The 16,028-nt window shown below is 71.2% G+C and carries 12 protein-coding genes; 6 read left to right on the top strand and 6 right to left on the bottom strand.

Annotated elements, in window-relative coordinates:
- Position 1: 1 nt before the first annotated feature.
- The 3 genes from U8525_RS01545 to U8525_RS01535 form a co-directional block, all read right to left on the bottom strand.
- The gene (locus U8525_RS01545; protein WP_374260115.1) at positions 2 to 1,036 is read right to left on the bottom strand and encodes an ABC transporter ATP-binding protein; all 1,035 of its coding nucleotides are present in this window, start codon (positions 1,034 to 1,036) and stop codon (positions 2 to 4) included.
- On the bottom strand, positions 1,036 to 2,694 hold the full coding sequence (locus U8525_RS01540; protein WP_374260111.1) for an ABC transporter permease: 1,659 nt from the start codon (positions 2,692 to 2,694) through the stop codon (positions 1,036 to 1,038). Before U8525_RS01540 ends, U8525_RS01545 begins: the two co-directional genes overlap by 1 nt.
- Positions 2,695 to 3,787: 1,093 nt before the next feature.
- Positions 3,788 to 4,834: an ABC transporter substrate-binding protein gene (locus U8525_RS01535; protein WP_374260108.1), complete on the bottom strand. Its 1,047-nt coding sequence runs from the start codon at positions 4,832 to 4,834 to the stop codon at positions 3,788 to 3,790.
- A gap of 156 nt (positions 4,835 to 4,990) precedes the next feature.
- Between U8525_RS01535 and U8525_RS01530 the strand changes: the two genes are divergently transcribed.
- Entirely contained in the window at positions 4,991 to 5,983 is a 993-nt protein-coding gene (locus U8525_RS01530; RefSeq protein WP_374260106.1) for an aldo/keto reductase, read from the top strand.
- A 71-nt stretch (positions 5,984 to 6,054) separates the two neighbouring features.
- Positions 6,055 to 7,413, top strand: coding sequence for a family 16 glycosylhydrolase (locus U8525_RS01525; RefSeq protein ID WP_374260104.1), 1,359 nt, complete (start codon positions 6,055 to 6,057; stop codon positions 7,411 to 7,413).
- A gap of 61 nt (positions 7,414 to 7,474) precedes the next feature.
- Here U8525_RS01525 and U8525_RS01520 read toward each other — a convergent pair whose 3' ends face one another.
- The gene (locus U8525_RS01520; protein WP_374260102.1) at positions 7,475 to 8,683 is read right to left on the bottom strand and encodes a polysaccharide deacetylase family protein; all 1,209 of its coding nucleotides are present in this window, start codon (positions 8,681 to 8,683) and stop codon (positions 7,475 to 7,477) included.
- A 113-nt stretch (positions 8,684 to 8,796) separates the two neighbouring features.
- On the opposite strand from U8525_RS01520, the gene U8525_RS01515 reads away from it, so the two are divergent.
- The 4 genes from U8525_RS01515 to U8525_RS01500 all read left to right on the top strand — a co-directional run bounded on the left by U8525_RS01515 (position 8,797) and on the right by U8525_RS01500 (position 12,370).
- The gene (locus tag U8525_RS01515; RefSeq protein ID WP_374260100.1) at positions 8,797 to 9,666 is read left to right on the top strand and encodes an ABC transporter substrate-binding protein; all 870 of its coding nucleotides are present in this window, start codon (positions 8,797 to 8,799) and stop codon (positions 9,664 to 9,666) included.
- Positions 9,663 to 10,457, top strand: a complete 795-nt coding sequence (locus tag U8525_RS01510; protein ID WP_374260097.1) for an ABC transporter ATP-binding protein — start codon at positions 9,663 to 9,665, stop codon at positions 10,455 to 10,457. Before U8525_RS01515 ends, U8525_RS01510 begins: the two co-directional genes overlap by 4 nt.
- Positions 10,454 to 11,389: a FecCD family ABC transporter permease gene (locus U8525_RS01505; RefSeq protein ID WP_374260094.1), complete on the top strand. Its 936-nt coding sequence runs from the start codon at positions 10,454 to 10,456 to the stop codon at positions 11,387 to 11,389. Before U8525_RS01510 ends, U8525_RS01505 begins: the two co-directional genes overlap by 4 nt.
- Positions 11,390 to 11,530: 141 nt before the next feature.
- Positions 11,531 to 12,370, top strand: coding sequence for a tetratricopeptide repeat protein (locus tag U8525_RS01500; protein ID WP_374260092.1), 840 nt, complete (start codon positions 11,531 to 11,533; stop codon positions 12,368 to 12,370).
- A 21-nt stretch (positions 12,371 to 12,391) separates the two neighbouring features.
- On the opposite strand, the gene U8525_RS01495 is transcribed toward U8525_RS01500, so the two are convergent.
- Both U8525_RS01495 and rnr read right to left on the bottom strand, forming a co-directional pair.
- Positions 12,392 to 12,610 carry a DUF3185 family protein gene (locus tag U8525_RS01495; protein WP_014396547.1) on the bottom strand — a complete coding sequence of 73 codons (219 nt, stop codon included), beginning with the start codon at positions 12,608 to 12,610 and terminating at the stop codon, positions 12,392 to 12,394.
- Positions 12,611 to 12,661: 51 nt separating this feature from the next.
- A complete protein-coding gene (rnr, locus tag U8525_RS01490; RefSeq protein ID WP_374260090.1) occupies positions 12,662 to 16,000 on the bottom strand; it encodes a ribonuclease R in 3,339 nt (1,112 codons plus the stop codon).
- Between the last annotated feature and the right edge of the window lie 28 nt (positions 16,001 to 16,028).

Here is a 16,028-nt window from a genome sequence, read left to right as displayed (position 1 = left end):
CTCAAGCGCCCGCGTCGAAGACCGTGGCCTTGCGCACGCGAACGCGGAGCGTCTGCCCTGCGCGCACACCTTCCAGGGCCGGCCCGATGACGCGCAGGAATACGTCCCCCACGGGGAAGCGGTACTCGGCCGCATGACCGAGGAACAGGCGGGCGGAGAGCACCAGCGGCGTTCCGGCCTCCCCCAGCTCCAGGTCCTCCGGGCGCACGACCAGCGTTCCGGGCCCGGGCTTCGCCTGAGCGGGCAGGTCGAACACGGTCTCCGTCCCCGCACAGTGGAAGGCGCCCTCCCGGGTCTCCCCCCGCAGGACGTTCGCGCCCCCGACAAAGCCCGCCACGAACGGCGTCGCCGGTTCTCGGTAGAGCCGCTCCGGCGTGTCCACCTGCTCGATGACGCCCCGGTTCATCACGGCGATGCGGTCCGACAGGGCCAGCGCCTCGCCCTGGTCGTGCGTGACGAAGACCAGCGTCGTGCCCAGCCGGGCGCGCAGCGCGGCGATCTCCGCGCGCAGCTCCTCGCGCAGGGCCGCGTCCAGGTTCGACAGGGGCTCGTCCAGCAGCAGCACGCGAGGCCCCGCCACCAGCGCCCGCGCGAGCGCCACACGCTGCAACTGTCCGCCAGACAGCTCGTGCGGCATCCGCGCCGCGAAGGACTCCAGCCGCACCCAGCGCAGGGCCTCGCGTACGCGGGAGGCCACCTCGTGGCGAGGCACCCTCCGGAGCGCCAGGGGATAGGCGACGTTCGCCTCGACGCTGCGATGGGGCCAGATGGCGTAGCTCTGGAAGACCATGCCCAGCCCGCGGCGCTCGGGCGGAACACGAACGCCGGGGCCGGCGACCACTTCGTCTCCCAGGCGGATGACGCCCGCGTCTGGATGCTCCAGCCCGGCGAGCATCCGCAGCGTCGTCGTCTTGCCGCAGCCGGAGGGGCCCAGCAGTGACACGAACTCGCCCTGCCCCACGTGCAGGCTCAGGCCGCGCACCACGGGCGTCCCGCCATACGCCTTGACCAGTCCCTCCAGGACGATGGCCGCCATCACCGCACCTCCGGCACCCGACGCCGAGCCCATGCCAGCACCGCCTGCCCCGCCACCACCAGCGCCACGAACGCGCACGCGAGCACGGCCGCGGCGGCCGGATCCGCGTAGCTCTGCAACTCGAACAACAGCGTGCCCAGGACCTCGGAGCCCGCGGGCACCAGCAGCACGGACAGGGTGATCTCCGTGGCGCACGCGAGGAACGCGAGCACGAACGCCACCACGAGCGCCGGCCGCAGCAGCGGCAGCGTCGCGTCCACGAATGCCCGCGAGGGTCCGGCACCGCCAACGCGAGCAGCCTCCGCGAGCGATGGATCCACCTGGGCCAGGGCCTCGGAGCTGTTGCGTTCGCCGAGGGCCAGGTACTTCCCCACGTAGCCCACGAGCATCAACCAGGGCGTATGCGCCAGGGCGAGCACGAACGCCACGCGATCCAGCACCACCAACCGCCAGTCCCGGGAGAACGCCACCAGCAGCGCGAGCGCCAGCACCGTGCCCGGCACGGCGAAGGGCCACACCGCCATCGCCTCCACGCCCGCGCCGCCGCGACGGAAGGCCCGTCGCAGGAGCGCCCCCGCAAGCCCCAGCCCCACGACGCAGAGGCCCGCCCCCGTCGCGAGCAGCACGCTGCGCCCCGTGGCCCGGAGCGTGCGCGCGTCCCAGAGCACGCCGGCCCAGTGCGACAGCGTCAGCGAATCCCACGACAGCGCTGCGCCGAAGCTGCGTTGCAGGGACGTCAGCAGGATGGCCGCCAGGGGCATCATCACCAGCACCCCACCGGCCGCGCCCACGGCCGCGAGCGCCCAGGATCGACAGGCTCCCAGCGTGAGCACGCGCGGCGACACACCCTTGCCCGCGCTCAGTCGAACCCGGCCCCTGCGGCCCAGCAGCCAGGTCAGCCCCAGCGCGAGCGGGGTGAGCAGCAGGAGGAACGACGCGAGCACCGACGCACGAGGCAAGCCCTCCTCGCTGCCCAGCAGCACCAGCTCATAGATGCGCGTGGTGAGGACGCGGGTGGGTGGCGACGCGGACACGCCGAGCAGGTAGGGCACGCCGAACGAAGACGCAGCCATGAGGAACACCATCACCGCACCCGACATCAGCGCGGGCAGCACCAGGGGCACCGTGGTGTTGAGCAGGGCGCGAAGCGGTGAAGCGCCACACACCCGGGCAGCCTCCTCCAGCGCGGGATCCACGCGCCGCAGCGCCGCCGCCCCCGCGAGCAGCACCAGCGGAACGCCCGACAGTCCCTCCACGAACGCGATGCCAGAAGCGCCATAGACGTTGAACACCTCCGCGCCCAGCATGCGGTTCAGGTATCCGGCGCGAGGGCTCGCGAGGGACAGCCATCCCATGCCCCAGATGAACGCGGGAATGGCGGAGGGCAGCGTGAACAGCACGGTGAACGCGCCACGCAGGGGCAGGTCCGTGCGGAACAGGAGGAAGGCCAGTGGAGCCCCCAGGCACAAAGCCCAAGCCGTCGCGCCCAAAGAGATCCCCAGCGTGTTCACGAACGCGCCGGACTCCGAGGCAAGCACCGGGCCCAGTCCCCCTGTCGCCGCCCCCACGCCCCGCACCAGGAGCGCCACGACCGGAATCACCGCGAAGAGCAGCAGCGGCACGAGCCAGACGGCCAACGCAATCCACCGGCCCCTCATCGAGCGTCTCCCGAAAGGGTCGAGCAACTGCGTCCGCAGCGCGCCACTTCCACACCGGTGCGCGCCATCCAACCGGATGAGAAAGGAAGAATCCCGCCAAGGCGCCCCGGCGGAGGGACACCGAAAAAACCTGTCCGACTGTCGGACAAGCCAGCACCACCACACGAACCGGTCCGACTGTCCGACAGGTTGGAACCACCGCTCGAACCTGTCCGACTGTCCGACAGGTTGAGACCATCGCTTGAACCGGTCCGACGGTCCGACAGGCTGGAACTACCTTGCGAGCCGGTCCGATGGTCAGAGAGATGCGGGACACGCCATGAACCGGTCCAGCTGCCGGACAAGTTGGAACCATCGCTCAAACCTGTCCGACTGTCGGACAAGTGGAGGACCTGCCATGAACCGGTCCAACTGCCGGACAGGTTGGGACCACCCTCAGGCGCACCGGCGAGGACCTCAAGCGCACCAAATGAACCGGTCCAACTGCCGGACAGGTTGGGACCATCCCTCAAACCTGTCTGACTGCCAGACAGGTGGGGGCCGTGGCATGAACGAGTCCGACGGTCCGACAGGATCGGAGCACCGTGTGAACCGGTCTGACTGTCCGACAGGTGGGGACTACCGCAGCGATTTGTCCGGCTGTCGGACAGATTGGTTCCTCCTTGCGAGCCGATCCGACTCTTGGACAGGTTGGTTCCAGCTTGCGAGCCGGTCCGGCTGTTGGACAGGTTGGTTCCACCTTGCGAGCCGGTCTGAATGTCGGACAGGTTTTGAACGCGCCGTTCGCCTTGGGTTGATGCGTTTCCGCGGATGATTCGCTTGGGACTGGTTGCGTTCCCTGTACGGGCCAGGGCGTCGGCGTGACACCTGCGGTATGGAAACCTGTCCGACTGTCGGACAGGTTTTGAGCGTCGCGTCCCGGCGGGGGCCAACCTGGAGGTCGGAGGACTCAGGGCGCGAATCCGCGTTGGCTGCTGCGCTGCGTCTCCCTGGAAGCCCTCGATGATGCGGCGGCCCTGGGGGCGCTGCCGTCCATTCGCTTCGGTGCTGGCACCTGCGCTCAGGTCCGCGCGGCCACGGAGATGTTCCCAGCTCATTTCGCGAAGGCCCGGCTGAAGGATTCCTTGATGTCGCCGCCGTGCACCAGCCCCTGCTCCAGCAACTCCGGCGTCCAGGTCCGCGCTCGGTCCATCAACCCCTCCAGACCGGGTTCGCCACGCGGGCCGCTCAGGCGCGGGTCCACCGCGTGCATGTCGCCCTTCTCCACGATGATGCGCTGGCCCTCAGGCGACAGCAGCACGTCCACCAGCGCCTTCGCCGCCACCGGGTTGCGCGTCGAGGCGAACAGCCCTACCGGGCCCGGGATGACCACCGCGCCATCCTCCGGCCAGATGATCTCGATGGGGCTCCCCTTCGCCTTCGCCGCCAGCGCGTTCTCCAGGAGCAGCACGCCCGCGTCCACCTCGCCGCTCTCCACCTTCTGGAGCACCGCCGCGTTTCCGCCCGCCACCACCGCGCCCTTCTCCCTCAGCCCCGAGAAATACGCATCCCCGCGTCGCGCGTGCAGGAACACTGCCCACGTGAACGCGGTGCCCGACGTGAGCGGATCCCCGATGGCCACCCTCCCCTTCCAGCTTCCGTCCACCAACGCGGTGAACGACCTCGGCGCGTCGCCCGCGCCCACCCGGTGCACCAGCACCATCGTGGACAGCCGCACCGCCGCGTACCTCGCGTCCAGGTCCAGGAGCGTGCGCGGGATGCGCAGCGCGTTCACCGACGCGTAACGCAGGAACGCGCCTTCCCGCGCCAGCCGCTCGTAGAGAAACGGATCCGACGTCATCAGCACGTCCGCGCGCAACGCTCCCGCGGCCCGCTCCGCCTCCAGCCGGCTGGCCACCTTCTCACTCCCCGCCTGATACCAATGCACTTGCATGCCCGGCAGTCGCTCCTGGAGCAGCGGCTCCAGCGCATCCAGCACGTGCCGGTACATGGACGTGTAGACCCACACCTCGCCGGATGGGGTCGCGGCCTGCGCCATGGCGGCGCCTCCCGACGGCGCCGCGGATTCGATGCGACACGCGGCCAGGAGGATCACCGCGAGGAGCGGGCCGACGCGCCGCACAAGGTGAGGGATGCGCATGCGGGTGTCGATTATGCGGCACACGCCCGCCCTGCACACCCATCCCATGGCGGTGGCTCCTGCACAGTCAGCCCGCGCGCCCGTTGTCCGCGGCCTCGTCCAGTCCCAACGTCGGCCTCCCAGACTCCACCTGCCCCTCGGGAAGGACGCCCGCGCATGACCCGGAAGGAATTCCTCGCCGCGACGCTGTCGCTGATGGCTGCTCCGGCCGCGCTCGGGGCATCACCCCCGAAGGTGAAGAACGCCCCCTCCGTGCCCCGCCGCAAGCTGGGCCGCACTGGCGTGGAGGTGTCCTGCATCGGCCTGGGGGGCTTCCACATCGGCCAGCAGAAAGAGGAAGCGGAGAGCATCGCGCTCATCCGGGGCGCGCTGGACCAGGGCATCAACTTCCTGGACAACTGCTGGGACTACAACGACGGCAAGAGCGAGGAGCGCATGGGCAAGGCGCTGCGCGACGGCTACCGCGCCAGGGCCTTCCTGATGACGAAGATCGACGGCCGGGACAAGAAGACCGCCGCGAAGCAGCTCGACGACTCCCTCCGGCGCCTCCAGACAGACCACCTGGACCTGCTCCAGCTCCACGAAGTCATCCGCGACAACGACCCTGACCGCGCCTTCGCGGAGGGCGGCGCCATCGAGGCGATGAAGGACGCGAAGAAGGCCGGCAAGGCGCGCTTCCTGGGCTTCACCGGCCACAAGTCCCCGGACATCCACTTGAAGATGCTGGAGACCGCGAAGCAGCACGGCTTCCGCTTCGACACCGTGCAGCTGCCCCTCAACGTGATGGACGCCCACTTCAACAGCTTCGAGAAGCGCGTGCTGCCCGTGCTCGTGGACGAGGGCATCGGGGTGCTCGCCATGAAGAGCCTGGGCGACCCGTTCATCCTCGACAGCAAGACCGTCACCGCGCCCGAGTGCCTCCGCTACAACCTCTCCCTGCCCGTCAGCGTGGTCATCACCGGCATCGACTCCCAGGAGCGGCTGCAGCAGGCGCTCACCGCCGCTCGCACCTTCAAGCCCCTGAGCGAGAAGGACGTCCAGGCCCTGCTCGCGAAGACCCGGGAGGCGGCCCAGGACGGCGCCTACGAGAAGTACAAGACGAGCCACCACTTCGACGGGACCGTCCAGAATCCCCAGTGGCTCGGCTGAGCACTCCAGACTTCCTGGCTAGACGAGTCAAAACCGGCAAATATGAATGCTCCCCCTACCCCGGAGCATTCATGCACCGCCCCCTTCGAGCAGGCCTTGTCGCCGCAGGACTCCTGAGCACCTTCTCCGGATGCGCTCCGGAGCCGGAACCCGCCGCCCCGGTGGAGGCGGAGGGCTACGGGCAGACGCAGCAGGGCGAGCGCGCCTACGACCCGGGCGCGGGATGGTCGCTGGCGTGGCAGGACGACTTCACGGGCTCGGCGCTGAACACGGCCGCATGGAACGTGCTGACGAGCAACTGGGATCCGGTGACCAACAACTGCAACTTTGGCACGGGTGAGCTGGAGTTCCCGCGTGCGCAGAACGTGGCGGTGGCCAACGGCAAGCTGATCATCTCGGCGGAGCGCACGGCGGACAACCCCACGGACTCGCGCTGCCCGGGGCAATACCGGTCGTTCTACTCCGGCCGCATCCACACCAAGGGCAAGGTGGAGGGGCGCTACGGAAAGATCGTCGCGAGCGTCAAGGTCCCTCCGGGCTACGGCATGTGGCCGGCGTTCTGGACGCTGGGCTCGAACATCCAGAGCGCGGGCTGGCCGGCCGCGGGGGAGATCGACATCCTGGAGTGGAAGTCCACGGAGCCCACGTGGATGAAGTCCGCGCTGCACTGGCACAACGGCGGCAACGCGGACTGGGGCACGGGCGCGAGCCGCGGCGTGGACCTGTCGCAGGACTTCCACACGTATGAAGTGGAGTGGACGGCGAACACCATCGTGTTCCGCCTGGACAAGGACTTCGTCTCCACCGCGACGTTCAACCACAACGAGTCCGAGTTCCAGCAGAACCACTACCTCATCCTGAACCTGGCGCTGGGCGGCGTCTGGTACGGGAACCCGGCGCCGGCGTCCATCGACCTGGCCTGGGGCGCGAAGAAGACGATGGAGGTGGAGTGGGTGCGCTGGTACCAGCCGGGTGGCTCGCAGTCGCTGGGGCTCACCAACCCGGGCTTCGAGAACGGCATGACGGGCTGGACCACCTGGAGCCCGAACGGCACGGGGGCGGCGGCGTACTCGGAGACGTACAACGGCGGGCACTCGGGCAGCTTCCACCTGACGCACTGGACGTCGGCGGCGCCCTACGAGGCGTGGACGTACCAGACGAAGTCGGGCCTCGCGTCCGGCAACTACAAGCTGCGCGCCTGGTTCCGCAAGGGCGGCACGTTCGACTTCGCGCGCTTCCAGGTGAAGGCCTGCGGTGACTGCGCGCCGGCCATCACCAACCTGGGCACCTACGGCAACTACACCCTGCTGGAGACGCCCGCCATCAACGTCACCAACGGCTACCTGGAGTTCGGCCTGCACAGCAAGTCACCGGCCCACAACGGTTCCAACTTCATCCACATGGACGACGTGGAGCTGATCAAGCTGTAGGCCACGGCTGTCTTCACGCGCGCGCCGGAGCGGACACCGGCGCGCGCGGCGGGCGTCCCACCTACGGCACGAGCACGAAGTCGTCCACGTACAGCGTGCCCTGATCCGAACCCGAGTCGTCCATCACGTAGAGGTCATCCACCGTGCCGGACGTCGCGCCCAGGGCGCTCAGCGGGATGGAGACCTTCTGCCAGGTGTCCGCCGCGATGGGGTGCCCCAGCGCCGTCTCCAGGTTCATGCTGCCCAGCGGCGTGCCGCCGTTGTAGAGCGCCAGCCGCACCTGCTGCCCGCCCGTCGTGCCTCCATGCACCCAGAGGTCGATGGACTGGTACTGCGCCAGGTCCAGCCCCGTGTGGTGGAACATCAGCGCCTCCCAGTCATCCGGCTCGAAGCTGACCGCCGTGGCCCCGGAGTGCACCGTGACGGACTGGTCCAGGTCGTGCGTCGCCCAGCTCCAGTCCTGGAAGCCGCTGCCCATCGCGTCGTCGTAGACGACCGTGCCCACCGACGGGAGCGCCTCCGTGAGGCCCTCCGTCAAAGCCAGGCCCTCCGCCACCGTCACGGCGCGGATGCCCGTCGACTGCACGTAGTCGAGGATGTTCGTGAAGTTGGACGTCCGGTACTGCGTCTCTCGCGTGGGCGTGCCGGTGCTGAACTCGTGGAAGAGGATGATGAGCCAGCTCTTCTCCGCGATGGCCTGGTTGATCCACCCCTTCACCGTCGCCACCGACACCGCGCTCGACACGTCGTTCGCGCGCAGCTCGTAGATGACCGTGTCGCGGTAGTTGCGGCCCGCGTTGATGGTGCGGTGGCTGACGTACTCCGCCTTCAGCGCCGTCATCACCGGCGCGTTGTACGCGCCGTAGGGTGAAGCGAAGTCCTTGCCGCACGCCGCCCCCACGTTCGCCTCCAGCCACGCGCGCGAGTCGTGCAGCTCCGACGTCAGCTGCGCGGGCGTCAGCGTCGTCAGGTCCGCGTGCGTGCGCGTGTGGCTGGCGATCTCATTGCCCTCCGCCTCGAGCGTCCGCACCTGCGCGAGGCTCATGTAGCCGCCCCACCCCTGCGCCACCGCGTCGGTGACCAGGTAGTACGTGGCGGGGATGTTCCGCGACTTCAGCGCGGGCCGCGCCTGCGTGTACTGCGTGCTCCAGCCGTCATCCAGCGTGATGGAGATCATCCCTTCCGCGAACGGCGACGCGGCAAGCGCCGCGGAGGTGCCAAGCAGCGCCGCCGCGCAAAGCGCGCGCGAAGTCCCATTCTTCCAAGCCATGTCCTGTATCCCCCCTGTGAGGAGCTCCCAGGATATGCGCGTCCCCGGAGCGAAACCCAGACACCGCTTCCCGGTCACCGCCCGTGACGCACGTGCTAGAAGTCGGCCCGCCCATGAGTCTCTTCCGCCTCCCCTCCCTGCTCTGCGTCGTGCTCGCGCTCGCGGTGGGGTGTCAGCGTTCGACACCTCCCACTTCGGAGCCCCAGGCGCGGCGGATCGTCTCGTTGTCCCCGTCCGTCACGGAGACGCTGTTCGCCCTGGACGCGGGCGCGGAGGTCGTGGGCGTGTCCGACTACACCGCCCTGCCCGAAGGCACGCCCGCCCTGCCGAAGGTGGGCACCACGTTCGCGCCCAACTTCGAGGCGATCGCGAAGCTCAAGCCCACGCTGCTCGTGGATCAGCAGGTGAAGCAGGCTCCGGCGGAGGCGCTCTCCGCGCTCGCGCCGCTGAAGGTGCTGCCGTGGACGTCGCTGCAAGAGGTGGTGGGCAGCGTGAAGGAGCTGGGCCGGCTGAGCGGCCGTGAAGCGCAGTCCACCGCGCTCGCGGAGCAGTTGCAGCAGACGCTGTCGCGCCCCGCGCCCAGGGATGCCCCCCGCGTGTTGCTGGTGCTGGGCGACGTGGGAGGCGCGTTGTCGGAGGTCTGGTACATGAAGCGCGCGTCGCTGCACGGCGCCGCGCTGGAGGCGGCGGGGGCTCGCAACGCCGTGGCGGAGGACGTCACGGGGCCTCCCAACCTGTCGCTGGAGGGCGTCATCGCGCTGGATCCGGACGCGGTGCTGGTGCTCGTCAACGCGCCGGCGCTGGACGCCTCGCAACAGGCGCGGATCCTTTCCCCGTGGAAGCAGCTCACCGGCCTGCGCGCGGCGCGGGAGGACCGGGTGCGGCTGGTCATCGGGCCCGACGTGCAGTCCACCGGCCCCGCCATCCTCCACGTCGTCGAGCTTCTCCGCGCCGCCCTGGGCACCCTGCCCCCTCCGCGATGACGGCCGGGCTGACGCTGGACGCGGTGACGGTGCGGGCGCGAGGACGGGCGCTGCTGGACGGCGTGTCCCTCCACGTGGCGCCTGGCGACTTCGTGGCCATCGTCGGGCCCAACGGCGCGGGCAAGTCCACGCTCCTTCGCGTGGCGCTGGGCCTGCTGCGCCCCGACGGCGGGCATGCGTGGGTGGACGGGCAGGACGTGGCGCGCCTCGCGCCCCGGGAGCGCGCGGCGCGGCTCGCGTGGCTGCCCCAGCGACTGGAGGCCGCGGAGCCCGTCACCGCGCTGGAGCAGGTCGTCTCCGCGCGCTACCGCTTCCCCGAGTCCCGCAAGGCCTCCGTGGAGGCGGCGCACCAGGCGCTCGCGCAAGCTGGCGCCGCGTCCTTCGCCCTGCGCCCCATCACGGAGCTGTCCGGCGGCGAGCGGCAGCGCGTGGCGGTGGCGGGGCTGCTCGCCCAGGAGACCCCGCTGATCCTCCTGGACGAGCCCGCCAACTTCCTGGACCCCGCCCAGCAGTTGGAGCTCTACGCGCGCATGGGCCACCTCTGGCGCGCGGGGCGCGGGATCCTCTGCGTCACCCACGACGTCAACGTGCTGTCGCACACCCACGCTCCGGGCACGCGCGCGCCCCGCGTGGTGGGCCTGCGCCAGGGCCGCGTGGCGTTCGAGCGCGCGCACGACGCGCCCGACCTGGGCGAACACCTGGGCGAGCTGTTCGGCGTGCGCATGCACGGCACGTCCGTGGACGGACACCGCGTCTTCGTGGGCCTGCCCCGCGGTGGAGGCACGTCGTGAAGGCCTGGCTGCTCGTGGGGGTCTGCGTGGCCGCGTGCGCGGTGGCGCCGTTCATCGGGCCGGCGCTGTCCCCGGACTCGGCGGACTTCATCTTCTGGCAGCTGCGCGTGCCCCGCACGCTGATGGCCATGCTGGTGGGCGGCACGCTGTCGCTCGTGGGCGCCGTGTACCAGTCCCTCTTCGCGAACCCGCTGGCCGCGCCCAGCACCGTGGGCACCACCGCGGGCGCGACCCTGGGGGCGCTGGTGGCCATCATCCTGGGGGCCCGGCTCGCCCCCGGCGGGCTGCCGCTCATCACCGCCGCCGCGTTCGTGGGGGCGCTCGGCGTCAGCCTGGTGGTGGCCGCCATCGCCGCGGGGCGCCGCGTGCGGATGAACGACGTGGTGCTCGCCGGCATCGCGTGCTCCATGGCGGCGAGCGCCATCGCCAGCGGCCTGCAGTTCACCGCGGACTCCGCGGAGCTCATGGCCGCCATGCGCTGGTCGCTGGGCCACCTGCCGCAGGTGGGCTACTCCGGCGTGTGGCTCATCACCCCGTTCGCGGCCGTCACCCTGGCGGGGCTGCTCGCCCTCACCCGCGCGCTGGAGGTGTTCATCGCGGGCGAGGAGCACGCGGAGTCCCAGGGCGTCCCCGTGCGCCGCGTGCGCACGGTGGCCATCGGCCTGGGAGCGCTGGGCGTCGCCGCCTGCGTCGCGTGGTGCGGGCCCATCGCCTTCGTGGAGCTCATCGTCCCGCACCTCGTGCGCCGGACGCTCGGTGTGAGCCGCCGCGTCCTGCTGCCCGGCTCCGTGGTGGTGGGGGCCGCGTTCCTCGCGTTGTGCGATGCGTCGGCGCGGGTGATCCTCCCCGGGCGGGAATTGCCCGTGGGAGTGGTGACGGCCGCGCTGGGCACGCCCCTGCTCGTCTCCCTGGTCGCCCGCGCACGCTCCTGAAGTCCCCGGCCAGACGAATGCGGCCCGCGAACGCCGGGGCCCTCGGGACGAGGGGTGTACGCGACGACTTCGGGTATATTCCGCGCCATGTGGGGCCCCCGGCTGGGACGCGCCCCTGGAACTTCACGAAAGGCTTTGGGCATGAAGCGGCTGGGTAGCGTGGGTTTGATGCTGGGCGTACTGACCCTGGGCGGGTCCTTCGGGTGCACCGACGAGAAGGAAGAGAAGGCCAAGGAGCACCGGGTCAAGGGCACCAACTTCCTCGCCGACAAGAACTACGCGGAGGCGGTGAAGGAGTACGAGGAGTCGCTGAAGATCGACCCGAACCAGGAGAAGGTCTGGGAGCGGAAGGCCTTCGCGCACCTGCAGGCGGGCCAGACGGACGAGGCCGCGCAGGCCGCGCTGAAGCTGGTGGACTTCGCGAAGACGCCCGAGGCGAAGTCCGAGGCCTACCGCAACGTCGCGGCGATGTACGCGAAGAACGGCCCGCTGGAGAAGGCCGAGCAGTACTTCCAGGAGTGCCTGAAGATCAACCCGAAGGACACCGACGCGCTGAGCTGGATCGCGGAGGTGCACTCGCAGCGCGGTGGCGCCCGCTCCATGTCCGCGCCCGCGGTCCCCGCGGAGCTGGACCTCGCGCTGAAGACGTATGATCAGGTCATCGCCATCAACCCGGACCTGCCCAATCCGTACCTGAACAAGCGCGTCGTGATGTTCAAGTACATCGAGCACGAGAAGGCGATGATGCAGGCCGCCGAGCAGGAGGCCGTGGAGGCCGCCACGCCGCCCAAGCCGGAGAAGGGCAAGAAGCCCGTGGTGGATCCGCAGGCCGCGGAGCGCGTCGCCGCCGCCAAGGCCAGCGCCGCCGAGCACGCCAAGCGCATCGAGGAGCTGACCGCCCAGGCCACCGAGGCGACCAAGCAGTTCGGCGAGGCGACCAAGCGCGCCAAGGCCGCGCAGGCGTCCGGCGCCACCAAGTAGTCCCGGCGGAGGGGACGGGGCCTAACGCCGGCCTCGTCCTCCCCCGAAGAGGGCCAGCAGCACGCCGCCCACGAGCGCGGCGCCGCCGCCCGCGACGTAGAGGGTGGTCTGCTCGGTGTTGCGGCCGGTGATGAGCTCGGTGGCGCGCTCGGTGAGCGAGTCCCGCGCCTTGAGCCCGGTGAACAGCAGCACGCCGCCCGCCACCGCGAGCATCAATCCCACGATTCGCACAGCACCCACACGGCCTCCTTGAGTGGAACGGCGGCGCGGCCGGAAGGCCCGGCCCCGCGCTCAACGCTTGCGCTTGCCCGGGGCTCCGCGCCCCGGCTTCTTCGCGCCCTTGGACCCGCCGGCCTTCTTCCCCGGCGCGGCCTTCTTCGAGGGCTTCGCCCGCGAGCTCGCACCCGCGGCCGCCTTGCGGAGCTTCTTGGACGCACCCGCGCGGCCGGCAGCCGCTCCCGTGGAGAGCTGGCCCTTCTGCGCGGCCAGCGCGCGGATCCGGTCGAAGCCCGGGTGTGGCGACGCGGCCGGAGCGGAGGCGTCGGCGTCGAAGCCCGGAGGCGTTAGAGCCTCGCGAGGCGCCCTGGCTCGCGGCGCCGACGCATCGTCCGAGTCCGAGCGCGCCGCCCCCCAGACTTCACGGGGGCGCTTCGCTCCGCGCGCGGCCTCACCGCCGAGGCGGTCCGCGTCCTGGAGCCCGCGAACGGGCCTCGCATCGCGAGCGGCCTCGTCACCGGAGCGGTCCGTGTCCACGAGGTCCTCGCGAGCCGCCGGGGCCTCCGGCGCCGCGCCGGGCTCACGGCCCTCATCGGACGCGGGGCGCGTGGGACGGATGACCTTGCGCTTGCCCTTGGCCGGCGTGGCCGGCGCCGCCCTGGGCGCGGGGGCCTCCTCCGTGCGGGCCCGCAGGACGCGGGAGGTGGCGCGGGCAGGCGCGGCCTCCTCGCGGCGTCCCTCCCGGCTGAACCGTCCTCGCGGACGCGACGTGGCCGGCGCCGCTCCCAGTGCCTCGTCGCCGTAGCCGGAGACCGTCGCGGCCTCGACCGTGGCGGCGTCCTCGGACGACGGCGGCTCCCACGCCTTCACACCGAGGAGCGGCTCCTCCGCCTCCCCGAGCGACCGCCACTGCGCCGCGTCCGCGGCCTCGTCCCCCGCGGGCTTCCGCCACGGCGTGCGGCCCGTCTTCGTGGCCTCGCGCTCGCGGCGTCCAGGGCGCTCGTGCCCCGCCGGGTGACGACGGCCCGGCGCCTCGTTCACGAACTCGCGGTGGCGCGACAGCGGGCGCGCCCCCCCGGTCCGCTGGAGCGGGGCCTCGTCCCCGAACTGGAGCGCCTCGAAGTCGATCTTCCGCGCCGTCGTGTTCGCCGACAGCAGCCGCACGCGCAGCTTCTGCCCCACGCGCACGCGCCGGCCGTTCGGATACACCAGCGAGTGCGTGCGCTTGTCCAGCTTGGAGCCCGGCCCCAGGGACTCGCCCTTCACCAGGCCCTCCACGTGGACCTCGTCCAGCTCCACGAAGAAGCCGAACTCGGCGATGCCCGCCACCGTCGCGTCGAACTCCTCGCCCACGCGGTCCTTCATCAGCAGGGCCGCGTAGAACGCCACCACCTCGCGCTCCACCGTCATGGCCGCGCGCTCGCGCTCCGAGCACTGCTGCGCCATGCCCTCCAGCCGCTCCTCTTCCCGGTCCAGCTGCGCGTCCGAGGGCCGCTTGCCCTTGCGCGCCCACACCGCCTTGAGGATGCGGTGCACCAGCAGGTCCGGATACCGCCGGATGGGCGACGTGAAGTGCAGGTAGTTCTCCGCCGCCAGGCCGTAGTGGCCCACGCGCGTCGCCGTGTAGACGGCCTGCATCATGGAGCGCAGCAACAGCTGGTTCAGCGCCCGCTGCTCCGGGTGCCCCTCCAACTGCGTGATGAACGCGTCCAGCTCCTTGGACGAGACGCCGTTCTCCACGTCGAGCTGGAAGCCATACGCCTCCGCCAGCACCGCGAACGCCGCCAGCTTCTGCGGATCCGGCTCGCCGTGGAACCGGTACACCGTGGGCAGGCCCTCGTCCTGGAAGTACGCGGCCACCGCCTCGTTGGCGGCCAGCATGCACTCCTCGATGAGCCGGTGGCTGTCCTTGCGCTCGCGCTTCTCCATGCGCAGCGGCAGGCCGTCCTCGCCCAGGACCACCTTGTGCTCCGGCACGTCGAAGTCGATGGCGCCGCGCGCCTTGCGCATGCCCATCAGCGCGCGCGCCAGCGCCATCAACTCCTCGAACCGGGGCTTGAGGAAGTTGCGGTGCGGCACGTCCTTGCCGTCCAGGACGTCCTGCACCTCGTTGTACGTGCAGCGCGCCACGCTGCGCATCACCGCCGGGTACAGCTCGTGCGAGCGCCGCTGGCCGTGGCGGTCGAACGTCATGTCCGCCACCATGCACAGCCGGTCCTCGTCCGGGCGCAGCGAGCAGATGCCGTTGGACAGCCGCTCCGGCAGCATCGGCAGCACGCGGTCCGGCAGGTACACCGACGTGGCGCGGTTCAGCGCCTCCGCGTCCAGCGCGCTGCGCTCCTTCACGTAGTGCGACACGTCCGCGATGGCCACCACCAGCCGCCAGCCCCCGGCCTTCGGCTCCGCGTAGACCGCGTCGTCGAAGTCGCGCGCGTCCTCGCCGTCGATGGTGATGAGCGGCAGCTGGCGCAGGTCGCGGCGGTTGCCCTCCGTGGCCTCGGCCTCCGTGACCTTCACCGCGAACGCGTCCGCCTCGTCCATCACCTCCGGAGGGAACTCGTCGGAGAAGCCATGCGCGAAGGCCGACCCCAGCACCTCCGCGCTCGGGTCGCCGGGCCGGCCCAGGGAGCCGGCCACCTCGCCGAACAGCCCCTGCCCGGGCTCCAGCAGGTCGGCGCCCACGCCCAGCCGCACCTTCACCAGGTCGCCGTCGCGCGCCATCTGCGTCGGCGGCACGCGGATGGGGCCCGGCAGGTTCGGATCCGTGGTCATCACCACCGAGTGCCGGCCCTGCGCCACGTAGGTGCCCACCGCCAGCTCGCGCCGCCGGCCGAGCACGCGCACCAGCCGACCCTCGAAGCGGCCCGGCCGCCCCGCCACCTCCACCAGGACGCGGTCGTTGTCGAGCGCCCGCTGCGCCTCGCCGGGCGGCAGGAAGATGTTCTCCCCCTCGCCCGACACGGGGTGCACGAAGCCGAAGCCGTCCCGGTGCACGTGGAGGATGCCCTCCACCGCGGGCTGCCCGGAGGCCTCGAAGCGGTCCTCCCGGAAGCCGCGCTGGAGCGAGCGCCGGAAGCCGCCGCCACGGAGGTCCGGGCGCTCGTCCCGGAAGCCGCCCCGGCGCTCCTCGCGCCCGCTCCCCGGCGCGGGGCCCCGCTTCTTGAAGGGAGGCGCGGACAGGTCGCGGCGGGCCGCGAAGGCGTCGTCGGGCGGCCGGGGCACGCGCGGCCCTTCCGGCCGGAAGCGCTTGCCCTCCTTGACGATGGCGCCCGCGCGCACCAGCTCACGCAGGACGCGCTTCAGCTCGGTCTGCTGGCCGGGGTTCAGCCCCGCGACGCGCAGGAGCTCCTTCACGCCCAGCGGGTGGTCGGCCTCGGCGAGGAGCTGTCGGATGTGATCTTGGGAGAGGCTCACGGTGGGGATGCGGCAAGGCCGCTGAGGG

Origin of the sequence: Corallococcus sp. RDP092CA, from assembly GCF_041903675.1 — a bacterium.
GTDB lineage: Bacteria > Myxococcota > Myxococcia > Myxococcales > Myxococcaceae > Corallococcus.
This window is presented reverse-complemented; position numbering and strand designations above follow the sequence as displayed.

What these genes read in the sequence shown, in the direction of transcription:
- U8525_RS01525 (WP_374260104.1), top strand. Translation starts at nt 6,055, where the DNA reads ATGCACCGCCCCCTTCGAGCAGGCCTTGTCGCCGCAGGACTCCTGAGC.
- U8525_RS01500 (WP_374260092.1), top strand. Translation starts at nt 11,531, where the DNA reads ATGAAGCGGCTGGGTAGCGTGGGTTTGATGCTGGGCGTACTGACCCTG.
- U8525_RS01520 (WP_374260102.1), bottom strand. Translation starts at nt 8,683, where the DNA reads ATGGCTTGGAAGAATGGGACTTCGCGCGCGCTTTGCGCGGCGGCGCTG.
- U8525_RS01510 (WP_374260097.1), top strand. Translation starts at nt 9,663, where the DNA reads ATGACGGCCGGGCTGACGCTGGACGCGGTGACGGTGCGGGCGCGAGGA.
- U8525_RS01530 (WP_374260106.1), top strand. Translation starts at nt 4,991, where the DNA reads ATGACCCGGAAGGAATTCCTCGCCGCGACGCTGTCGCTGATGGCTGCT.
- U8525_RS01535 (WP_374260108.1), bottom strand. Translation starts at nt 4,834, where the DNA reads ATGCGCATCCCTCACCTTGTGCGGCGCGTCGGCCCGCTCCTCGCGGTG.
- U8525_RS01540 (WP_374260111.1), bottom strand. Translation starts at nt 2,694, where the DNA reads ATGAGGGGCCGGTGGATTGCGTTGGCCGTCTGGCTCGTGCCGCTGCTG.
- U8525_RS01515 (WP_374260100.1), top strand. Translation starts at nt 8,797, where the DNA reads ATGAGTCTCTTCCGCCTCCCCTCCCTGCTCTGCGTCGTGCTCGCGCTC.
- U8525_RS01545 (WP_374260115.1), bottom strand. Translation starts at nt 1,036, where the DNA reads ATGGCGGCCATCGTCCTGGAGGGACTGGTCAAGGCGTATGGCGGGACG.